17 protein-coding genes and 1 tRNA gene are annotated in these 16,861 nt (G+C 65.0%); 16 read left to right on the top strand and 2 right to left on the bottom strand.

Annotated features, from left to right (window positions below; genetic code table 11):
• Positions 1-121: 121 nt before the first annotated feature.
• From AC4D6D_RS10625 to AC4D6D_RS10615, 3 genes are read left to right on the top strand one after another with little or no spacing between them, the layout of a single operon-like run.
• The gene (locus AC4D6D_RS10625) at positions 122-1,267 is read left to right on the top strand and encodes an acyl-CoA dehydrogenase family protein (protein WP_491325244.1); all 1,146 of its coding nucleotides are present in this window, start codon (positions 122-124) and stop codon (positions 1,265-1,267) included.
• Positions 1,267-2,184 (top strand): acyl-CoA dehydrogenase family protein, encoded by a 918-nt coding sequence (locus AC4D6D_RS10620; RefSeq protein ID WP_491325243.1) that lies wholly within the window; start codon positions 1,267-1,269, stop codon positions 2,182-2,184. The genes AC4D6D_RS10625 and AC4D6D_RS10620 overlap by 1 nt, the downstream gene beginning before the upstream one ends.
• A gap of 20 nt (positions 2,185-2,204) precedes the next feature.
• Positions 2,205-3,008, top strand: coding sequence for an SDR family NAD(P)-dependent oxidoreductase (locus tag AC4D6D_RS10615; protein WP_491325242.1), 804 nt, complete (start codon positions 2,205-2,207; stop codon positions 3,006-3,008).
• A gap of 18 nt (positions 3,009-3,026) precedes the next feature.
• On the opposite strand, the gene AC4D6D_RS10610 is transcribed toward AC4D6D_RS10615, so the two are convergent.
• Positions 3,027-3,461 (bottom strand): hypothetical protein, encoded by a 435-nt coding sequence (locus AC4D6D_RS10610; protein WP_491325241.1) that lies wholly within the window; start codon positions 3,459-3,461, stop codon positions 3,027-3,029.
• 106 nt (positions 3,462-3,567) lie between these two features.
• Here AC4D6D_RS10610 and efp point away from each other — a divergent pair, with 106 nt between their 5' ends.
• The 10 genes from efp (at position 3,568) to prsR (ending at position 13,055) form a co-directional block, all read left to right on the top strand.
• Positions 3,568-4,131, top strand: a complete 564-nt coding sequence (efp, locus tag AC4D6D_RS10605) for an elongation factor P (RefSeq protein WP_147215179.1) — start codon at positions 3,568-3,570, stop codon at positions 4,129-4,131.
• Complete coding sequence (locus tag AC4D6D_RS10600; RefSeq protein WP_491325240.1) at positions 4,131-4,586, top strand: hypothetical protein; 456 nt, start codon at positions 4,131-4,133, stop codon at positions 4,584-4,586. Before efp ends, AC4D6D_RS10600 begins: the two co-directional genes overlap by 1 nt.
• A 43-nt stretch (positions 4,587-4,629) precedes the next feature.
• Positions 4,630-5,445: an inositol monophosphatase family protein gene (locus AC4D6D_RS10595; protein WP_147215175.1), complete on the top strand. Its 816-nt coding sequence runs from the start codon at positions 4,630-4,632 to the stop codon at positions 5,443-5,445.
• A gap of 75 nt (positions 5,446-5,520) precedes the next feature.
• Positions 5,521-5,604 (top strand) — tRNA-Leu (locus AC4D6D_RS10590).
• Positions 5,605-6,117: 513 nt separating this feature from the next.
• Entirely contained in the window at positions 6,118-6,294 is a 177-nt protein-coding gene (locus AC4D6D_RS10585; protein WP_491325239.1) for a hypothetical protein, read from the top strand.
• Positions 6,295-6,500: 206 nt separating this feature from the next.
• The gene (locus AC4D6D_RS10580; RefSeq protein WP_491325238.1) at positions 6,501-6,626 is read left to right on the top strand and encodes a hypothetical protein; all 126 of its coding nucleotides are present in this window, start codon (positions 6,501-6,503) and stop codon (positions 6,624-6,626) included.
• Between the two features lie 52 nt (positions 6,627-6,678).
• Entirely contained in the window at positions 6,679-7,998 is a 1,320-nt protein-coding gene (locus AC4D6D_RS10575; RefSeq protein ID WP_491325237.1) for an amidohydrolase, read from the top strand.
• A gap of 172 nt (positions 7,999-8,170) precedes the next feature.
• Positions 8,171-9,556: a TIGR03013 family XrtA/PEP-CTERM system glycosyltransferase gene (locus AC4D6D_RS10570; RefSeq protein ID WP_491325236.1), complete on the top strand. Its 1,386-nt coding sequence runs from the start codon at positions 8,171-8,173 to the stop codon at positions 9,554-9,556.
• A complete protein-coding gene (prsK, locus tag AC4D6D_RS10565) occupies positions 9,553-11,676 on the top strand; it encodes an XrtA/PEP-CTERM system histidine kinase PrsK (RefSeq protein WP_491325235.1) in 2,124 nt (707 codons plus the stop codon). The genes AC4D6D_RS10570 and prsK overlap by 4 nt, the downstream gene beginning before the upstream one ends.
• 2 nt (positions 11,677-11,678) lie before the next feature.
• Positions 11,679-13,055, top strand: coding sequence for a PEP-CTERM-box response regulator transcription factor (gene prsR / locus AC4D6D_RS10560; protein ID WP_491325234.1), 1,377 nt, complete (start codon positions 11,679-11,681; stop codon positions 13,053-13,055).
• A 47-nt stretch (positions 13,056-13,102) separates the two neighbouring features.
• Here the strand turns inward: prsR and panB are convergent, their stop codons facing one another.
• Entirely contained in the window at positions 13,103-13,972 is an 870-nt protein-coding gene (gene panB, locus AC4D6D_RS10555) for a 3-methyl-2-oxobutanoate hydroxymethyltransferase (RefSeq protein WP_147215164.1), read from the bottom strand.
• A 200-nt stretch (positions 13,973-14,172) separates the two neighbouring features.
• On the opposite strand from panB, the gene AC4D6D_RS10550 reads away from it, so the two are divergent.
• The 3 genes from AC4D6D_RS10550 (at position 14,173) to AC4D6D_RS10540 (ending at position 16,860) form a co-directional block, all read left to right on the top strand.
• Positions 14,173-15,690 (top strand): amino acid permease, encoded by a 1,518-nt coding sequence (locus AC4D6D_RS10550; RefSeq protein WP_147215162.1) that lies wholly within the window; start codon positions 14,173-14,175, stop codon positions 15,688-15,690.
• A gap of 216 nt (positions 15,691-15,906) precedes the next feature.
• Positions 15,907-16,104: a hypothetical protein gene (locus tag AC4D6D_RS10545; protein WP_147215160.1), complete on the top strand. Its 198-nt coding sequence runs from the start codon at positions 15,907-15,909 to the stop codon at positions 16,102-16,104.
• Between the two features lie 42 nt (positions 16,105-16,146).
• Positions 16,147-16,860, top strand: coding sequence for an extensin-like domain-containing protein (locus AC4D6D_RS10540; RefSeq protein WP_491325233.1), 714 nt, complete (start codon positions 16,147-16,149; stop codon positions 16,858-16,860).
• Position 16,861: the final 1 nt, after the last annotated feature.

Below are 16,861 nucleotides of genomic sequence, written 5' to 3'. Positions count from 1 at the left end.
GCAAGCCGCCGTTGCGGCGCCCGGGGTCTCGGCGTGGCGGTTTTCGCCGGGGCGTTGGCCCTTTGCTTGTGAGCGCGTGGCCTGCTGGGTACGCCGGAGGAAAGACAAGACGAAGGATGCCATGCAGTTCGAATGGACCGAGGAACAGGACGCGTTCCGGCACAAGATCCGGAACTTCCTGCATGACAGTCTGCCGGACGACTGGGAGAAGTTCTCCGAGCACGGCCCGGCCTCGCCCGCGCTGACGGCTTTTGCGCGCAGGTTCTGCCTGAAATTGGCCGAGGTCGGCCTGCTGTTTCCACACTGGCCGCAAGCGATGGGCGGCGAAGGGCTGGGGCCGTGGGAGCAGCAAATCCTTTCCGAGGAGATGTGGATTGTTGGTGAGCCGCGCGGCGGCCAGTACATGAACGTCAACTGGATCGGTCCGACGCTGAAGAAGTATGGCACGCCCGAGCAGAACGCGCGCTATCTGGAGCCGATCACGCGCGGCGAATCGCTGTGGTGTCAGGGTTTTTCCGAACCGGATGCCGGATCGGACCTTGCTTCGCTGCGCACGCGTGCGGTGCTGAAAGACGGCAATTACGTCATCAACGGCCAGAAGATCTGGACGTCCTACGCGGGCCTTGCCGATACCTGCTTCCTGCTCACCCGCACCAGTGACGACCGCAAGAAGGGCATCACCATAATCCTCGTGCCGATGGACACGCCGGGCATCACCGTGCGCCAGATCCCTTCGCTGATCGGTGAAGGCGACATTCACGAGGTGTTCTTCGACGACGTGACCGTGCCCGAAACCGCGCGCTTCGGTGAAGAAGGGCAGGCCTGGGAGATCGTCGCCTATTCGCTGCGCAACGAGCGGCTGGGCATTCCCCGCTTCACGTTGGCCCGTGCCGCGCTGGACCGGGCGGTCATGATTCTGCAGCAGCGCGGCGATTTCGCTCGCGAATACGTCCGCATCGAGGCAGCGCGCTGCGCGGCGCTGTGCGAGGCTGCGGGCACGGCCAACTATGCCGTCGTCCAGAAGCGCGTGGACGGGCTGGCGATCGGCGCCGAGTCCAGTTCCGCGCGTTACGCCACCGTCATGGCCGAGCGCGCCGTCTGCGAATTCGTGGTGGAGTTCCTACCCGAAGCGCTGGCGGGCGCTTCGCCTTATCTCAAGATGCACCACCAGCGCGGCATCGTCGCCGGGGTCGCCGCAGGGTCAGCCGAGATCCAGCTCAACATCATCGCCAGCGACGTACTGGAACTGCCTCGGGAGCCGCGCTGATGCAGCTTGCCCTCAACGAAGACCAGACGCAGGTTCTCGATTTCGTCGAAGCCCTTGCGCGGCCTTTCGCATCCGCACCGCTGCACGATGCGGCGCTGGCGCTGGAAAGCGCGGAACTCGATGCCGCGCTGGTGGAGAACGGCTTCCTCGATGTCATGGCGGTCGAGGAGCTTGGCCCGATCACCGCCGCGCTGGTGGTGGAGAAACTCGCCCGCCTGCCGTTCGCGGTGGAGGCAGCTGCATCCGCGCTGGTGCGCCCGCTGATCGATCCCGGACTGCCGCGTCCGCTCTGTCTGGTGGAAGAAGGGCGCATTTCGGCGCCACTGCGCTTCCTGCGGCCCGGTGCGACGGTGGTTGTCGTCGGGCCTTCGGGCGTGCGCAGCTTCACCGCAAGCGAGGGGCAGATCGCTCCGGCGCAGGAGGATACGCTCTATGCCTATCCGGTGGCGTTTCTCACCGGCCTGCCCGAAGCGATGACTGCGCACGATGTCGATCCGGCCGAAGTCACCCGGGCCTGGCGCGTGGCGATGGCGGTGGAAGCGGCGGGCCTGCTGGGCGCGGCGCTGGCGAGCGTGGTGACTTACGTGTCCGAGCGCAAGCAATTCGGCCGACCGCTCGTGACCTTTCAGGCAATGCGCCACCGCCTTGCCGAAGCGCAAGTGGTGACGAACAGCGTCTACTGGCTCGCCATGCGCGCGGCGGCGAGCGGGGATCATGCCGATGCGGCGATGGCGCTGCTCCATGCGCAGGAAGCGGCCAAGCGGGTCTGTTACGATTATCACCAGTTCCTTGGCGGCATGGGCATGACGCTGGAGCATCCGCTGCACTTGTGGACCTATCGCCTCAAGCTGCTGACGGCGGAACTGGGCGGACGGGGCGCGCAGGGGCTGGCCGCGGCAGAGGCGCTTTGGGGGTGACGCAGGAGAGAGCAAAAAGGATGCAGGGACAGGACTTGATCGATCTGGGCGGGCAGGTGGCTATGGTCACCGGCGCCGGCCAGAATGCGGGCAGGGCGACGGCGCTGGAACTCGCGCGGCACAATGCGGGCGGCATTGCTGTCAACGATTTCGTGCAAGAACGCGCCGAGGCGGTGGTGGCCGAAGTACGCGCCATGGGCGTGCCTGCACTGGCGGTGCCGTTCGACGTGACCGATCTCGACGCGGTGCGGGCGGCCAATGCCACGATCACGGCGCAGCTCGGCCCGGCGACGGTGCTGGTGAACAATGCGGGCATGGCCGGGCCAGGCGCGTCGATCCGGCCTTCGCTGAATTTCTGGGAGGAAGATCCCGCCAACTGGCAGCGTTACCTCGGCACCAATCTCTACGGCGTCTACAACTGCTGCTTCGCCTTCATTCCCAACATGGTCGAGGCTGGGCGCGGGCGGATCGTCACCATCGTTTCGGATTCGGGCCGTATCGGGGAAGCGAAGATGGCGGTCTATGCCTCATCGAAGGCGGGGGCGCAGGGCTTCATTCGCTCGATAGCCAAGGAACTGGGGCGCTACAACGTCACCGCCAATTGCGTGTCGCTCTCCGCCCTGCTTCCCGACATGCCGGAGGAGCAGCGCGCAGAGATCATGCAGGGCGAGCACATGAAGGGGCTGATGTCGCGCTATTCGATTCGCCGCTGCGGCAAGTCGACCGACGTGGCGGCGCTGGTGACATTCCTGTGCTCGGGCGCGGCGGAATGGATCACCGGGCAGACTTACCCGCTCAACGGCGGTTATGCGCCGTCGATGTGAACTTTCAGGAGCGAGCGATCAGCTATCCGGTTCGTTGACGTTCCCGGCAGGATCCAGCGGGCCGCGACCGCTTCTGGTCAGGACGCAGCGCACATCGGTATCCGCGCCGTCCGGGCCGACATGGCGCAGGAAGCCTTTCGAGGTGCGATGCAGGAGCGTGCCCTTGAGTTCGCCGCCGGTCATCAGGATCTGGCTGCCGGTCATCAGATAACTGCCGCGCACGCCGTCCGGGGTCTTGTAGTTGGACCCGGTCACGGCGCGGAAATCGTACTGCGGCAACCGGATGCCGACCGGACCGCCGGCGGTGCCGTCACGCTCGCAATTGTACTGGCCGAGTTCCATCGTGCCGATCGGGCCGCCGGGAACGGGCGGCGGCGCAGGGCTGGCCGTTCCCGCCACGGAGGTGGCAAGGAGGAGGGCGGCGAAAGGGGCGTTACGAAGGGCGCGCATCATGACGAACCGCTAGCATCGGCGCGAAGCAATTGCCACAGGCAGTCTCCTCGGCTAAGGGCGCTTCCTTTCGGTAGTACCGGCTCTTTCCCATCTTAAGGTTCATCCCATGAAGATCAGTGGCGTCGACATTCGTCCCGGCAACATTCTCGAATACGAAAAGGGCATCTGGAAAGTTGCCAAGACGCAGCACACCCAGCCGGGCAAGGGCGGCGCCTTCATGCAGGTCGAGATGAAGAACCTCATCGACGGCCGCAAGACCAACGTCCGCTTCCGCAGCGCCGACACCGTCGAAAAGGTCCGTCTCGACACCAAGGACTTCCAGTTCCTCTACGTCGAGGGTGACCAGCTGGTGTTCATGGACATCGAGACCTACGAACAGATCCAGCTTCCCGCCGACCTGCTGGGCGATGCCGCGGCCTTCCTTCAGGACGGCATGCAGGTCCTGCTCGAACTCTGGGAAGAGCGCCCGATCTCGGTGCAACTGCCCGAGCAGGTCGAAGCCGTGATCGTCGAAGCCGACGCCGTGGTGAAGGGCCAGACCGCCTCGTCCAGCTACAAGCCCGCCGTGCTCGACAACGGCGTGCGCGTGATGGTGCCGCCGCACATCGAAAGCGGCACGCGCATCGTCGTGGACGTCTACGAGAAGTCCTACGTGAAGAAGGCCGACTGATGCGCGCGCTGGCGTCGATCATCGCTGCGGCTGCCCTGGTGGCAGGGCTTGCTGTTCCGGCACAAGCTGCGCCGAAGAAGGCGCCAGCCAAGTCCGCCCCGGCCAAGCCGGCCGCAGCGCCTGCTGCGGGCGCGCACGCCGCTTCTCCTGAAGTGGAGAGCGCGATGCTCTACCTGAAAGTGCTGATCAGCGGCCTCCAGTCCGAAAAGGTGGAAGGCCCGGCCAAGGGCGCGCTCGTCGGCTGCATCTACAACAACTCGCTCCAGAAGATCAGCGAATCGATGGACAAGGTGATCGCCGAAAATCCCGGCAAGATCAGCCGCGACAATCCCACCGAACTGCTGAGCGCCATGGTGGCGATCTGCGGCTACAAGCCGACGGCACCCGCCGCCGGTGCGCCCGCTGCTCCCGGCGCCTCCGCCGCTCCGCAACAATCCGCGCCGCAGGGCCGATAATCAGACCGGCTGCGGCCGGACCTCGAAGGACAAGGTAAGTTTTATGGCCATCTCCGGTCTCATTCGCGTCATGGAAAAGGCGGCCCGCAAGGCGGGCAGCCGCCTGCGCCGCGACTTCGGCGAAATCGAGCACCTCCAGGTCTCGCGCAAGGGACCGGCGGATTTCGTCTCCAAGGCCGACCAGGCCTCGGAACGTACCATCTGGGACGAACTGCGTGCGGCGCGTCCCGAATGGGGTTACCTCTTCGAGGAAGCGGGCGAGATCGAGGGCGATCCCGACAAGCCGCGCTTCATCGTCGATCCGCTCGACGGCACGACCAACTTCCTCCACGGCATCCCGCACTTCGCGATCTCGATCGCCGTGCAGGAGCCGCGTCTGGACGGCAAGGGCTGGGGTGAAGTCACCGCGGGCCTGATCTACAACCCGGTCACCGACGAGAGCTACTGGGCCGAGAAGAGCCGCGGCGCCTGGCTTCAGGACAAGCGCCTGCGCGTCTCGTCGCGCCGTCATCTCGATGAGAGCGTGATCGCCACCGGCATTCCCTTCGCCGGTCACGGCGATGCGGGCGAGTGGACCAAGATCTACCACGCACTGGCCCCGCAGGTCGCGGGTATCCGCCGCTTCGGTTCGGCCGCGCTCGATCTCGCCTGGGTGGCCGCCGGTCGCTACGAAGGTTTCTGGGAAGCCGATCTCAAGCCCTGGGACACGGCGGCAGGCTGCCTGCTGGTGCGTGAGGCCGGTGGTTTCGTCTCCGACTGGAAGGGCCGCTCGCTGCCCATTCATGATACGCAGATCCTTGCCGGCAACGACGCGTTGCACTCGCGTCTCCACAAGTTGTTGGCAAACGCGCTTAAGTGACTTGAGCCGAAGCCAAGGCGCGGCTAAGTCAGCCGCGCCGGTGCCGATATTCGCAAGGATAACGGCAGCAGGGATGCCCCTGTGGCGGAATGGTAGACGCGAACGACTCAAAATCGTTTGTCGCAAGGCGTGCCCGTTCGAGTCGGGCCAGGGGCACCAAGAACGAAAAGCCGCGAACCCGGATCGGGTCTCGCGGCTTTTTCGCGTCTGGTACCGAAGTTCGAAGCCGAGAGCCCCGAACCGATTGATTTGTGTGCGATAGTGAACGTGATGCCGTGAAGCATCGCGTGGAACAGCCCTATCTCGCGGAAATAGACGGAATTTAACAGTTAAACACGGGTGCTTTGCGCTGCAATTTTTCTACATTGGCAATAACCTTGAAATTCCGCCGCAGGTTCGCGGTGGCATGTCCTTCGTTCCCTCGGGGCTGCGATCGACGTCGAGGTCTGCTGGAAGCGCGTTCCGAACCGAGGCAACGAGGCTGCGGGACACCGGTGGCCACCTGGACCACCGGCTCGCTTCCGGCAGTTCCGCTCCCGCTGGAGTTTTCGCAAGACGAGGCGCGGGCGCGAATCGACAGCAAGGTTTTTGGACGTCCGCTTCGGGCCGCAACTGGAAGCGTGTTTGCCAAAGCTCCCCCTCCGGATTTTTTCTGGTCCGGAGGGGGACGAGATGGAGCCCACCGCCGAAGACTATCGCGACGCTCTTGCACGCGTCGTTGCTGCTTCATCTTTCAGATCTGCGCCGAAACTGGTGGAACTTCTGTTCTATCTCGTCGATCGAACGCTTGCAGGGCAGGGAGACCGGCTGAAAGGCTATCCTATTGCTTTGGACGGTCTGCGGGCGTGACGTCGGGGCGCAATGCGCCGATCGACTACGATCCGGAGCAGATCCTCAAGGTCCAGTCGAAAATCGCGCTGGGCGTCGCGTCGCGGCCAGCCTGACGGGGTGATCCATGAGACCATGCGGCAGGACTTGGAGAACCACCGCGATCTCGGCATGGACCAACGGCTTCCGCCTATGCGCTGGGGGGGCAGGGCAAGGAGGCGCAGGCGGTGTTGGTAGAAGCCGCGGGTGCCTATCCCGGTGTGCGGAAAGGCCGCATAGAGGTGGTGAAGGGACTGCGCATCCCCGATTTCGCCGTCGCTCCACTCGAAGCGCAGGGACTGCTTGGGTCTTGAGATGTCATGAAATCTGTTGTCGCCGCAGGGCCGGCTCCATAGTCTGTGCGCCATGAAAGCGCTCCTCACCGTTTCCGCCCTGGCCATAGCCCTGTCTCCGATGGCCGCGCAGGCCGAGCCGGTGACGGACAGCATCGCGCGCGACCTGCCGGGGCTGATGACGATCTACCGCGATCTCCACGCCAATCCGGAGCTGAGCTATCAGGAAGTCCGCAGCGCTGCGATCATGGCCAAGGCCGCGCGGGAGGCCGGGTTCACCGTAACCGAGAAAGTCGGCCAGACCGGCGTCGTCGCGGTGCTGAAGAACGGCGAGGGGCCGACGGTGCTGATCCGCGCCGACATGGACGGATTGCCGGTCGTAGAGCAGACCGGCCTCGCCTTCGCCTCGAAGAAGCGCGGCGTTTCCACCGCCGGGGTCGAAAGCGGCATCATGCATGCCTGCGGCCACGATACCCACATGACCGCCTGGATCGAGGCCGCGCGTCTCATGGCGAAGCGCAAGGCGGAATGGTCGGGCACGCTCGTGATGATCGGCCAGCCCGCCGAGGAAGTCGGCACCGGCGCGGTGGGCATGCTCAAGGACGGTCTTTACACGCGCTTTCCCAAGCCGGACTACACCCTGGCCTTCCACGATTCGGCCGATCTTCCCGCCGGGCAGGTCGGCGCCGCGGTGGGCTGGGCGCTCGCCAATGTCGACAGCGTCGATATTCTGGTGAAAGGGCTGGGCGGCCACGGCGCCTATCCGCAGGCGACCAAGGACCCGATCGTCCTCGCCAGTTCGATCGTCATGAAGCTGCAGACGCTCGTCAGCCGCGAGATGAGCCCGCTCGATCCGGCGGTGGTGACGGTGGGGTCGTTCCACGCCGGGGCCAAGCACAACATCATTTCCGATCAGGCCAAGCTGGAGCTGACGGTCCGCAGCTATTCCGACGAGACCCGCGCGCATCTGCTCGACGGCATCAAGCGCATCGCTCGCGGCGAGGCGATCGCCTCGGGCCTGCCGGATACGCTGATGCCCGAAGTCTCGGTGAAGGACCCTTACACCCGCGCGACCTGGAACACGCCCGAGTTCACGCAGGAGGCCGTGGCCGACCTCAAGACAAAGATGGGAGACGGCAATGTCGTCGTCACCCCATCGGTCATGGGCGGCGAGGACTTTGGCGAGTTCCGCCGCGCCGACGAGGACCACATCAAGTCGGTGATCTTCTGGGTCGGCGGCGCCGATCCGCAGAAGATAGCGGCGGCGAAGGCCGGCGGCCCGGCGCTGCCCTCGCTCCACAGCCCGTTCTGGGCACCGCAGGCCGACAAGGTGATCGCTTCGGGCAGCGAGGCGCTTACCCTGACGGCCCTGCGCTTGATGCCGAAGCAGTGATCGGCGGGAAACTGTAAGAATACCCGACATTTATCCGGTCATGATAGTGGCTTTGGCGCATATCGTGATAGTCCGGCGATCCCGCGCCTGTCAGATTCACCGACAGTTTACGCCTTGGACCTAAACTGACGTCATTGCCGGTTTTCGGCACGGAGAGTGGCGCCAAGCGACGATGATTCGCCTGTTCAAACACTACATCCCCCATGCGGTGGCGCTGCTGTGGCTGGTGGATATGCTCCTGCTGGTCGGGGCCAACGAACTGTCATGGCGGCTCAGGGCCGATCAGATCGGCATGGACCCCGGCGATCTCGGCACGCGCCTGGCGCTGCACGGGGGCTTTGCGCTGGTCATCTCGCTGTCGATGGTCGCGGTGGGGGTATACGGCGCCGACGCGCTGCGTTCGATGCGGTTCGCCGCCGCGCGCCTGCTGGTGGCGGTTTCGCTCGGCGTGATCGCACTGGCTTTTGTCGATTTCATCTTCGCCGCGCAGAATTTCTGGCGCTCGACACTGGCTTACGCGATGGCTTTCGCGGTCGTGCTGCTGGTAGCCAACCGTCTGGTTCTGGGCGGTTTCCTCGGCACTTCGGCATTCCGGCGGCGGGTTCTGGTGCTCGGCGCCGGGCAGCGCGCCCAGCGCCTGCGCGATCTGGCGGAGCGGCGCGAGAGCGGCTTCGTGATCGTCGGCTACGTGGCCATGAGCGACGGCACGCCGGTCGTCGAGGAAGCGATCTCGCGCGCGGCGATCAACAACCTGACCCGTTTCGTCGACAACCTCGGCGTCACCGAAGTCGTGCTGGCCCTGGAAGAACGCCGCAACGCCCTGCCGCTCAAGGACCTGCTGCGGATCAAGACCACGGGCGTCCACGTCAACGAGTTCTCCAGTTTCCTCGAACGCGAGACTGGCCGGGTCGATCTGGACACGGTCAATCCAAGCTGGCTGATCTTTTCCGACGGGTTTTCCTCGGGCCGGGCGATTTCCAGCGTGGCCAAGCGGCTGTTCGACATCGTCGTCAGCGGAGTGGCGCTCTGCCTGACCGCGCCGGTGATCCTGCTCTTCGCGCTGCTGGTGAAGATCGACAGTCGCGGCCCGGCCTTCTACCGCCAGCAGCGCGTCGGCCTGTTCGGCGAGCCGTTCGACGTGATCAAGCTGCGCTCGATGCGCACCGATGCCGAAGTGGCGGGCGCGCAGTGGGCCTCGAAGGACGACCCGCGCGTGACCCGCATCGGCCGCTTCATTCGCAAGGTCCGCATCGACGAACTGCCCCAGTCCTGGAGCGTGCTCAAGGGCGAGATGAGCTTCGTCGGCCCCCGCCCGGAGCGCCCACAGTTCGTATCGGAGCTGGAAGAGCAGCTGCCCTATTACGCCGAGCGTCACATGGTGAAGCCCGGCATTACCGGCTGGGCGCAGATCAACTACCCCTACGGCGCCTCGATCGAGGATTCCCGGCACAAGCTGGAATACGACCTCTACTACGCCAAGAACTATACGCCGTTCCTCGATCTCATCATCATTCTTCAGACCTTGCGCGTCGTGCTGTGGAGCGAAGGGGCGCGATGAGCCTCTCGGACGGTTTCGGCTTGTGGGGCACGGTGGGCGTCGTTCTCGATCTGACCGGCGCGATCGGCGCCGCCAGCGTCGGTCTGTGGCTCTGGCCCCGGCGCGCGCGTCTGGCCGAGGCTGGCGTAGCCACCGTCGCCGCTCTGTTCTTCACTGCGGGCTGGAGCATCGCCGCCGCTGCCGCGGTGACGGCGGAAGCACCGATCTTCGCCTCCGTGGCGGAAAGCCTGCGCAATCTTGCCTGGCTCGTGGTGATCTATCGCTTCTTCGCAGGCGACGGACGCCATTCCAGCCTCGCGCCGATCCGGCCGGTGATCTTCGCGCTGGCTTTCGTTGAACTGCTGCATTTCGGCATGATAGTGGCCTTGTCCTCGGTGGCGATGGGGCGGGGGCTGGTCAGCCTCGGCTTCGATATCGAGGTGATGCTGCGCCTGCTGGTGACGGTCGGCGGACTGGTGCTGGTGCACAATCTCTATGCCGGAGCCCCGCGCGAGATGCGGGTCGGTCTGCGCTGGCCCGCTATCGGTCTGGCCGTGCTCTGGTCGTTCGACCTCAACCTCTATACGGTCGCTTATCTGGCGCGCAGCTGGCCTGGCGAGATCGCCGCGCTACGGGGCGCTGCCGCACTGGTGCTGGCCGCCTGCCTTGCCATTGCCGCCTCGCGCAACCGCGACGAACTGCGGCTCAAGCCCTCGCGGGCGGTGACCTTCCAGACCTTCTCGCTGCTCGTCATCGGCGTCTATCTCGTGGCGATGGTGGCGGTGGCGCGGTGGCTTTCCTATGCAGGCGGCGATTTCGCGCGGCTGATCGAGATGGCCTTCCTGACGCTTGCCAGCGCTTTCGCCCTCGTCGTGCTCCCCTCGCGCCGGGTGAGAAGCTGGCTCAAGGTGATCCTCGCCAAGCACTTCTTCCAGCACCGCTACGACTACCGCGAGGAATGGCTGCGCTTCACCCGCACCATCGGCAGCAATGACGATCGCGCGTTGCCTTTGGAAGAGCGCGTGGTTCAGTCGGTCGCCGATATCACCGACAGTCCCGCCGGACTGCTGCTGACGCCGGACGAGGGAGGCGATCTCACGCTGGCGGCGCGCTGGAACTGGCCGGATGTGGACGTTCCGGCTATCGCCTATCCGCTGTCGGCGCTCGCGCCCTTCGAGCAGTCCGGCCATATCGCCGATCTCGATGACTTGCGCGAGGGCCGGACCCGTCGGGGTCTCGACGTCGCGGTGCCGGAATGGCTCGGCGGCGAGCGCCGCGCCTGGGCGCTGGTGCCGCTCGTCCACTACGACCGTCTGGTCGGAATGGTCGTGCTGGCCCGTCCGGCGATGGCGCGCAAGTTCGATTGGGAGGACTTCGACCTCCTGCGCGTGATCGGCCAGCAGCTTGCCAGCTACCTCGCCGAGAACGCCAGCCAGGAAGCGCTGGCCGAATCCAGCCGCTTCGAGGATTTCCACCGCCGCATCGCCTTCGTGATGCACGATATCAAGAACCTCGCCAGCCAGTTCAGCCTGCTCGCCCGCAATGCCGAGCTTCACGCCGAAAAGCCGGAATTCCGCGCCGACATGCTCGTCACCTTGCGAAATTCCTCGGACAAGCTGAACGCGCTGCTGACCCGGCTTTCGCGCTACGGCACCGGTGCGGTGGACCGTCTCGGTCCCGTCCGCGCCGCCGATGTCGCGCGCGGGGTCGTCCTGCGGTTCGGCGGGCAGGTCGTCCTGACCGAAGCGCAGGACCTTACCGCGACGGCCAATGCCCATTCGCTGGAGCAGGTCCTGGTCCATCTCGTCCAGAACGCTGTCGATGCCGGGACGCCCGGCAGTCCGGTCTTGCTGACGCTGGCCGCCGAGGGGCTTCACGCCCGGTTCGAGGTCGTCGATTCCGGCTGCGGCATGTCCGCCGAATTCGTGCGCCACCGTCTGTTCAAGCCTTTCGTTTCCACCAAGAGCGGCGGCTTCGGTATCGGCGCCTTCGAGGCGCGCGAACTGGTGCGGGGCATGAAAGGGCGGCTCGACGTGGAATCGCGCGAAGGACTGGGTTCGCGCTTCATCGTCCGCATCCCGCTCGCCCTCTCCACCGACATCCAGCAAGACAATGTCCGCAAGGACCAGAAGGTAGCCTGAGAATGACCGAGACCCGACCCAAGCTTCTCCCGAAGCTGCTCATCGTGGAAGACGATGCCGGGCTCCAGGCGCAGCTCAAGTGGGCTTACGAGGACTTCGAGGTGGTCGTCGCGGGGGATCGGTCTGCGGCGCTGGCCCTGCTGCGCTCGGAAATGCCGGACGTGGTGACGCTGGACCTCGGCCTGCCACCCGATCCGGACGGCACCACAGAGGGCTTCGCGGTGCTCGACGAAATCATGGCGCTCAAGCCCGATACCAAGGTGATCGTCGCCTCCGGCCACGGCGCGCGGGAATCAGCGTTGCAGGCGATTGCGCGCGGGGCCTACGATTTCTACCAGAAGCCCGTCGATATCGACGCGCTCGGACATATCGTGCGCCGGGCCTTGCAGTTGCACCGGCTTGAGGATGAGAACCGCCGCCTCGCCTCGCGGGTGGAGAAGGACGAGAAAGTGCTCGGCCGCCTGATCACTGCGGCGCCGGAGATGATCCGCGTCGCGCGCACGATCGAGCGCGTTGCCAATACCAATGTCTCGGTCATGCTGCTCGGCGCCAGTGGCACCGGCAAGGAACTGCTGGCACGCGGTCTGCACGAAGCGAGCGGGCGTGCCAAGGGCCAGATCGTGGCGATCAACTGCGCGGCTATTCCGGAAAATCTGCTCGAAAGCGAGCTGTTCGGCCACGAGAAGGGCGCTTTTACCGGCGCGGTCAAGACCACGCCCGGCAAGATCGAGCAAGCCGCGGGCGGTACCCTGTTCCTCGACGAAGTGGGCGACATTCCGCTCCAGCTTCAGGTCAAGCTGCTGCGTTTCCTGCAGGAGCGGGTGATCGAGCGCGTCGGTTCGCGCGAATCCATCCCGGTCGACACCCGCATCGTCTGCGCGACGCATCAGGACCTCGAAACGATGATCGCAGAAGGGCGTTTCCGCGAGGACCTGTTCTATCGCCTCGCCGAAATCGTCGTGCGCATTCCGGGGCTGGCGGAAAGGCCGGGCGATGCGACCTTGCTGGCGAAGGCCTTCCTCCACCGCTATGCCAAGGAGATGAACCCCGGCGTGCGCGGCTTCGCGGCTGATGCCCTCGCGGCGATCGACGCCTGGGGCTGGCCGGGAAATGTGCGCGAACTGGAGAACCGGGTGAAGCGCGCGGTCATCATGGCGGACGAGAAGCTGGTGGGCGCCGCCGATCTCGACCTCGCCGACCCGGACGAGCAAGTGGCTAATGCGCTCAATCTCAAGACCGCGCGCGAGCAGGCCGACCGTAAGGTCATCCGCCATGCCCTGGCCCGCAGCGAGGGCAATATTTCCAGCACCGCCAAGATGCTGGGGATCAGCAGGCCGACGCTCTACGATCTGCTCAAGCAGTACGATCTTCAGAACTGAACGGGCGTGAGAGCCGCCCTTGTCAGGAGGCTCTCACGCTCTCGGCCTTACTTGGGCTGATAGGTCTGTTCCGGTCCGGGGAAATTGCGGGCGCGCACTTCCTCGGCATATTTCGCCGCCGCTTCCGAGACCAGCCCGGCCATGTCGGCATAACGCTTCACGAAGCGCGGCACGCGGTCGAACATGCCCAGCATGTCCTCGGCGACGAGCACCTGGCCGTCGCACTGGGCCGAAGCGCCGATGCCGATTACCGGGATGTCGAGGCTATGGGTGAGCGAAACAGCGATCGGTTCGAGCACCCCCTCGACGACGACCGAGAAAGCGCCTGCACCCGCCACGGCCTTGCCGTCCGAGATGATCTTGGCGTGCTCTTCCTGGCTGCGGCCGCGCGCGCCGTAGCCGCCGAGGGCGTTGACCGCCTGCGGGGTCAGGCCGATGTGCGCCATTACCGGAATGCCGCGCTGGGTCAGGAAGGCGATCGTCTCGGCCATGGCCTCGCCGCCTTCGAGCTTCACGGCGGCGCAGCCCGTCTCGGCCATCACGCGCGAGGCCGAGGCGAAGGCCTGCTGCGGACTTTGCTCGTAGGAACCGAAGGGCATGTCGACGACGACGAGCGAATGATAGCTGCCGCGCACCACCGCGGCGCCGTGGGCGATCATCATGTCGAGCGTGACCGGCAGGGTGGAGGGAAGGCCGTAGATCACCTGGGCCAGTGAGTCTCCGACGAGCAGCATGTCGCAATGTTCGTCCAGAATCTGGGCCTGACGCGCCGTATAGGCCGTCAGCATTACCAGCGGCTCGGTGGTCTTCCCCTCGACCTTGCGGCGCTGGATGGCGGGAACCGTCAGCCGCTTCATCGGCATCGGGGTGGGATTGGCGCGACTGGTCGCGGTGTCGAGCTGGAAGGTCGTGGACATGGCAAAGGCTTCTAGCGCGAGGTTGGAAGATGCGCAAAAGCGCATTTTCATTGCCGACTGCGAGAAGAAGTAAACTTCAACGGGTTGCGGGATGCCGTTTGTGCCTGAATCCGCAATTGTGAAGAACCGATGGCAATAGGGCTTGCCATGCCCACGCAGCCCGCTAGCGTCGCGCCATACAAAATTCGGGGGTCCACCGCATGTTCGGACGCGTAAAGCCGCTCGACGCCATTCTGGCGACGGCGGAAAAGAAATCTCTTCACAGGTCGCTGGGGGCGTTCCAGCTCACCATGCTCGGAATCGGTGCCGTGATCGGCACCGGTATTTTCGTGCTCACTGCCGAAGCGGCGCAGAAAGCCGGTCCCGGCATGATGCTCTCCTTCGTCATCGCCGGGTTCGTATGCGGCGTGGCAGCGCTTTGTTACGCCGAAATGGCGGCAATGGTCCCGGTCTCGGGTTCCGCCTATACCTATAGCTATGCAGTCATGGGCGAAACCGTCGCCTGGATGGTCGGCTGGGCACTGATCCTGGAATATGCGATCGCGGCGGGCGCGGTTTCGGTCGGCTGGTCGGGCTACTTCGTCGGCTGGTTGAACAGCAGCTTTGGGATGCACATCCCGCTCGATTTCGTGCGCGGACCGTTCGACGGCGGCTTCATCAACATTCCGGCGATGCTGATCGCAGCGGCGGTTACCGCGCTGCTGATCAAGGGCACCAAGGAAAGCGCCACCGTCAACGCGGTGCTCGTGGGCATCAAGATCCTGGCGCTGGCCCTGTTCGTGGTCCTGACGATCCCGGTCATCAGGAGCGGCCAGTTCACACCGTTCGCCCCGCTCGGTTTCGCGGGCATTTCCAGCGCCGCGGCCTCGATCTTCTTCGCCTATGTCGGTTTCGACGCGGTTTCGACCGCTGCGGAAGAGACCAAGAACCCGCAGCGCAACATGCCGATCGGCCTGATCGGCAGCCTCGGTATCTGCACGATCTTCTACATGCTGGTAGCATCTGGCGTGATCGGCACCGTCGGCGCGCAGCCCGTGTTCGGCGCCAACGGCGCGGCGCTTTCTCCCGGCACGCCGGAGCTTTCGCAGGCCTGTGCCGCCATTCACGAGAATGCCGTCGTCTGCTCAAAGGAAGCTCTCGCCTGGACCCTGCGCCAGGTCGGCTATCCCTTCGTCGGCTGGCTCGTCGGCGCGGCGGCGATCATTGCGCTGCCCTCGGTCATCCTGATGATGATGTTCGGCCAGACCCGCATCTTCTTCGTGATGAGCCGCGACGGCCTGCTGCCCGAGTTCTTCTCGAAGGTGCATCCGCGCTTCCACACGCCGCATGTCATCACCATGTTGACCGGCCTGTTCGTGACCCTGTTCGCGGCGTTCTTCCCGGTCGGCCTGCTGGCGGACGTGTCGAACTCCGGAACGCTGTTCGCCTTCGCGGCGGTGTCGATCGCGGTCATGGTGCTGCGCAAGACCGATCCGACACGCAAGCGCCCGTTCCGCACACCGGGTATCATGCTGACCGCGCCATTGGCGATCCTCGGCTGCATCTACCTGTTCTTCAGCCTCTCGGTGCAGACCATCGGCCTGTTCGTGGGCTGGGCGATCCTGGGACTCATCGTCTATTACACCTACAGCCGTTCGCGTAGCCACGTCGGCCGTGGGGTGATCGAAACCCACGAGGTCGACGCCGACGCTCCGCCGCAGCCGGTCCCGCCGGTCTGATCGGACGCCTCGTTGCGAAAAGGAAAGGGGAGCCACCGCGCTCCCCTTTTTCTTTGCCTGCGTGCAGAGATATCCCGTGGTTGCGCTCCGGCTATCCACCGGCCTTGCTCAGGATATCCAGAAATTATCCACAAGCCTGCCCCTTGGTCGGATAAGGGGAAATTTACCTATCGCTGCGATAATTCCGACAGGGCTATCCAAAAATCGGGCACCATCATGTCGGCTATCAAGGCGTTGATCCCAGGCTTCCTGTTGACCTGGATCGTTTCCACGATCATCGGCTCGCAAAAATCGAGCGGTGGCGTTCTGGCGATCACGCACACGTTCTATCAGGGGCACGAGTTCTACTGGTCCTGGCCGCTGTTCTGCGGGGCTACCGCGCTCGCCTGGGCGCTCTTCGCGATGATGGAGTGACCGCTGCGGAGCAAGCGGGGTCGCCGCGCGTTGCTTTCCCCGATGTCCTTCCCGTTCGACCGTATCGTTCTGGCCCTGCTCCTTGCCGCCTGCATCCTGCTGGCCGGGCGAGGCTGGCTGCGGGAGCACCCCGGTTATGATCCCTGGGCGCCGCTGACGCTGGACGAGAAGCCGGGATGGGCTACCCCGCGCAAGCTGGCCGCCCTTCGCGGCGACCGCAATCTCTGCCGCGCCTTCCTGGAGCGGAGCGGGATTTCTCGCATTGCCCTCCCGCCCCTGGGCAAAGGTGAGTGCCGCCGTGACGACCGCAAGCTTCTTGCAGCGCCCCAGGCGGCCGGTGTGGCGCTTTCTCCGGCGCGGGCGGAGGCAACCTGCGCCGTCGATGCCGCGCTCGCCCGGTGGCTGCGACACGGCGTCCAGCCGCAGGCGGAGGTGATATTCTCCAGCAAGGTCGTCAGGATCGAGCAACTTGGCACCTACAACTGCCGCCGTATCGGCAACACCGACAGTTGGAGCGAGCACGCGACTGGCAATGCGATCGATGTCTCGGCTTTCGTACTGGCGGACGGTCGCCGAATCACGCTTCGCAGAGGCTGGAGGGGCAGCACCGAGGAAGCGGCCTTCCTTCATGCGGTGCGCGATTCGGCCTGCGAGAGTTTCTCGACGGTGCTCTCGCCGGACTACAACGCAGCCCATGCAGACCACCTGCATCTCGATCAGGCAAGTAGAATGGCGGGCTGGAAAGCCTGTCGCTGAT

The organism is Novosphingobium sp. BF6, from assembly GCF_058273105.1.
This window is presented reverse-complemented; position numbering and strand designations above follow the sequence as displayed.

Bases quoted from the DNA above. Each gene is read 5' to 3' on its own strand.
- efp (WP_147215179.1), top strand. From the start codon at position 3,568: ATGAAGATCAGTGGCGTCGACATTCGTCCCGGCAACATTCTCGAATAC.
- AC4D6D_RS10570 (WP_491325236.1), top strand. From the start codon at position 8,171: ATGATTCGCCTGTTCAAACACTACATCCCCCATGCGGTGGCGCTGCTG.
- AC4D6D_RS10620 (WP_491325243.1), top strand. From the start codon at position 1,267: ATGCAGCTTGCCCTCAACGAAGACCAGACGCAGGTTCTCGATTTCGTC.
- AC4D6D_RS10610 (WP_491325241.1), bottom strand. From the start codon at position 3,461: ATGATGCGCGCCCTTCGTAACGCCCCTTTCGCCGCCCTCCTCCTTGCC.
- AC4D6D_RS10550 (WP_147215162.1), top strand. From the start codon at position 14,173: ATGTTCGGACGCGTAAAGCCGCTCGACGCCATTCTGGCGACGGCGGAA.
- AC4D6D_RS10600 (WP_491325240.1), top strand. From the start codon at position 4,131: ATGCGCGCGCTGGCGTCGATCATCGCTGCGGCTGCCCTGGTGGCAGGG.
- prsK (WP_491325235.1), top strand. From the start codon at position 9,553: ATGAGCCTCTCGGACGGTTTCGGCTTGTGGGGCACGGTGGGCGTCGTT.
- panB (WP_147215164.1), bottom strand. From the start codon at position 13,972: ATGTCCACGACCTTCCAGCTCGACACCGCGACCAGTCGCGCCAATCCC.
- AC4D6D_RS10625 (WP_491325244.1), top strand. From the start codon at position 122: ATGCAGTTCGAATGGACCGAGGAACAGGACGCGTTCCGGCACAAGATC.
- AC4D6D_RS10615 (WP_491325242.1), top strand. From the start codon at position 2,205: ATGCAGGGACAGGACTTGATCGATCTGGGCGGGCAGGTGGCTATGGTC.
- prsR (WP_491325234.1), top strand. From the start codon at position 11,679: ATGACCGAGACCCGACCCAAGCTTCTCCCGAAGCTGCTCATCGTGGAA.
- AC4D6D_RS10540 (WP_491325233.1), top strand. From the start codon at position 16,147: ATGTCCTTCCCGTTCGACCGTATCGTTCTGGCCCTGCTCCTTGCCGCC.
- AC4D6D_RS10545 (WP_147215160.1), top strand. From the start codon at position 15,907: ATGTCGGCTATCAAGGCGTTGATCCCAGGCTTCCTGTTGACCTGGATC.
- AC4D6D_RS10595 (WP_147215175.1), top strand. From the start codon at position 4,630: ATGGCCATCTCCGGTCTCATTCGCGTCATGGAAAAGGCGGCCCGCAAG.
- AC4D6D_RS10575 (WP_491325237.1), top strand. From the start codon at position 6,679: ATGAAAGCGCTCCTCACCGTTTCCGCCCTGGCCATAGCCCTGTCTCCG.
- AC4D6D_RS10585 (WP_491325239.1), top strand. From the start codon at position 6,118: ATGGAGCCCACCGCCGAAGACTATCGCGACGCTCTTGCACGCGTCGTT.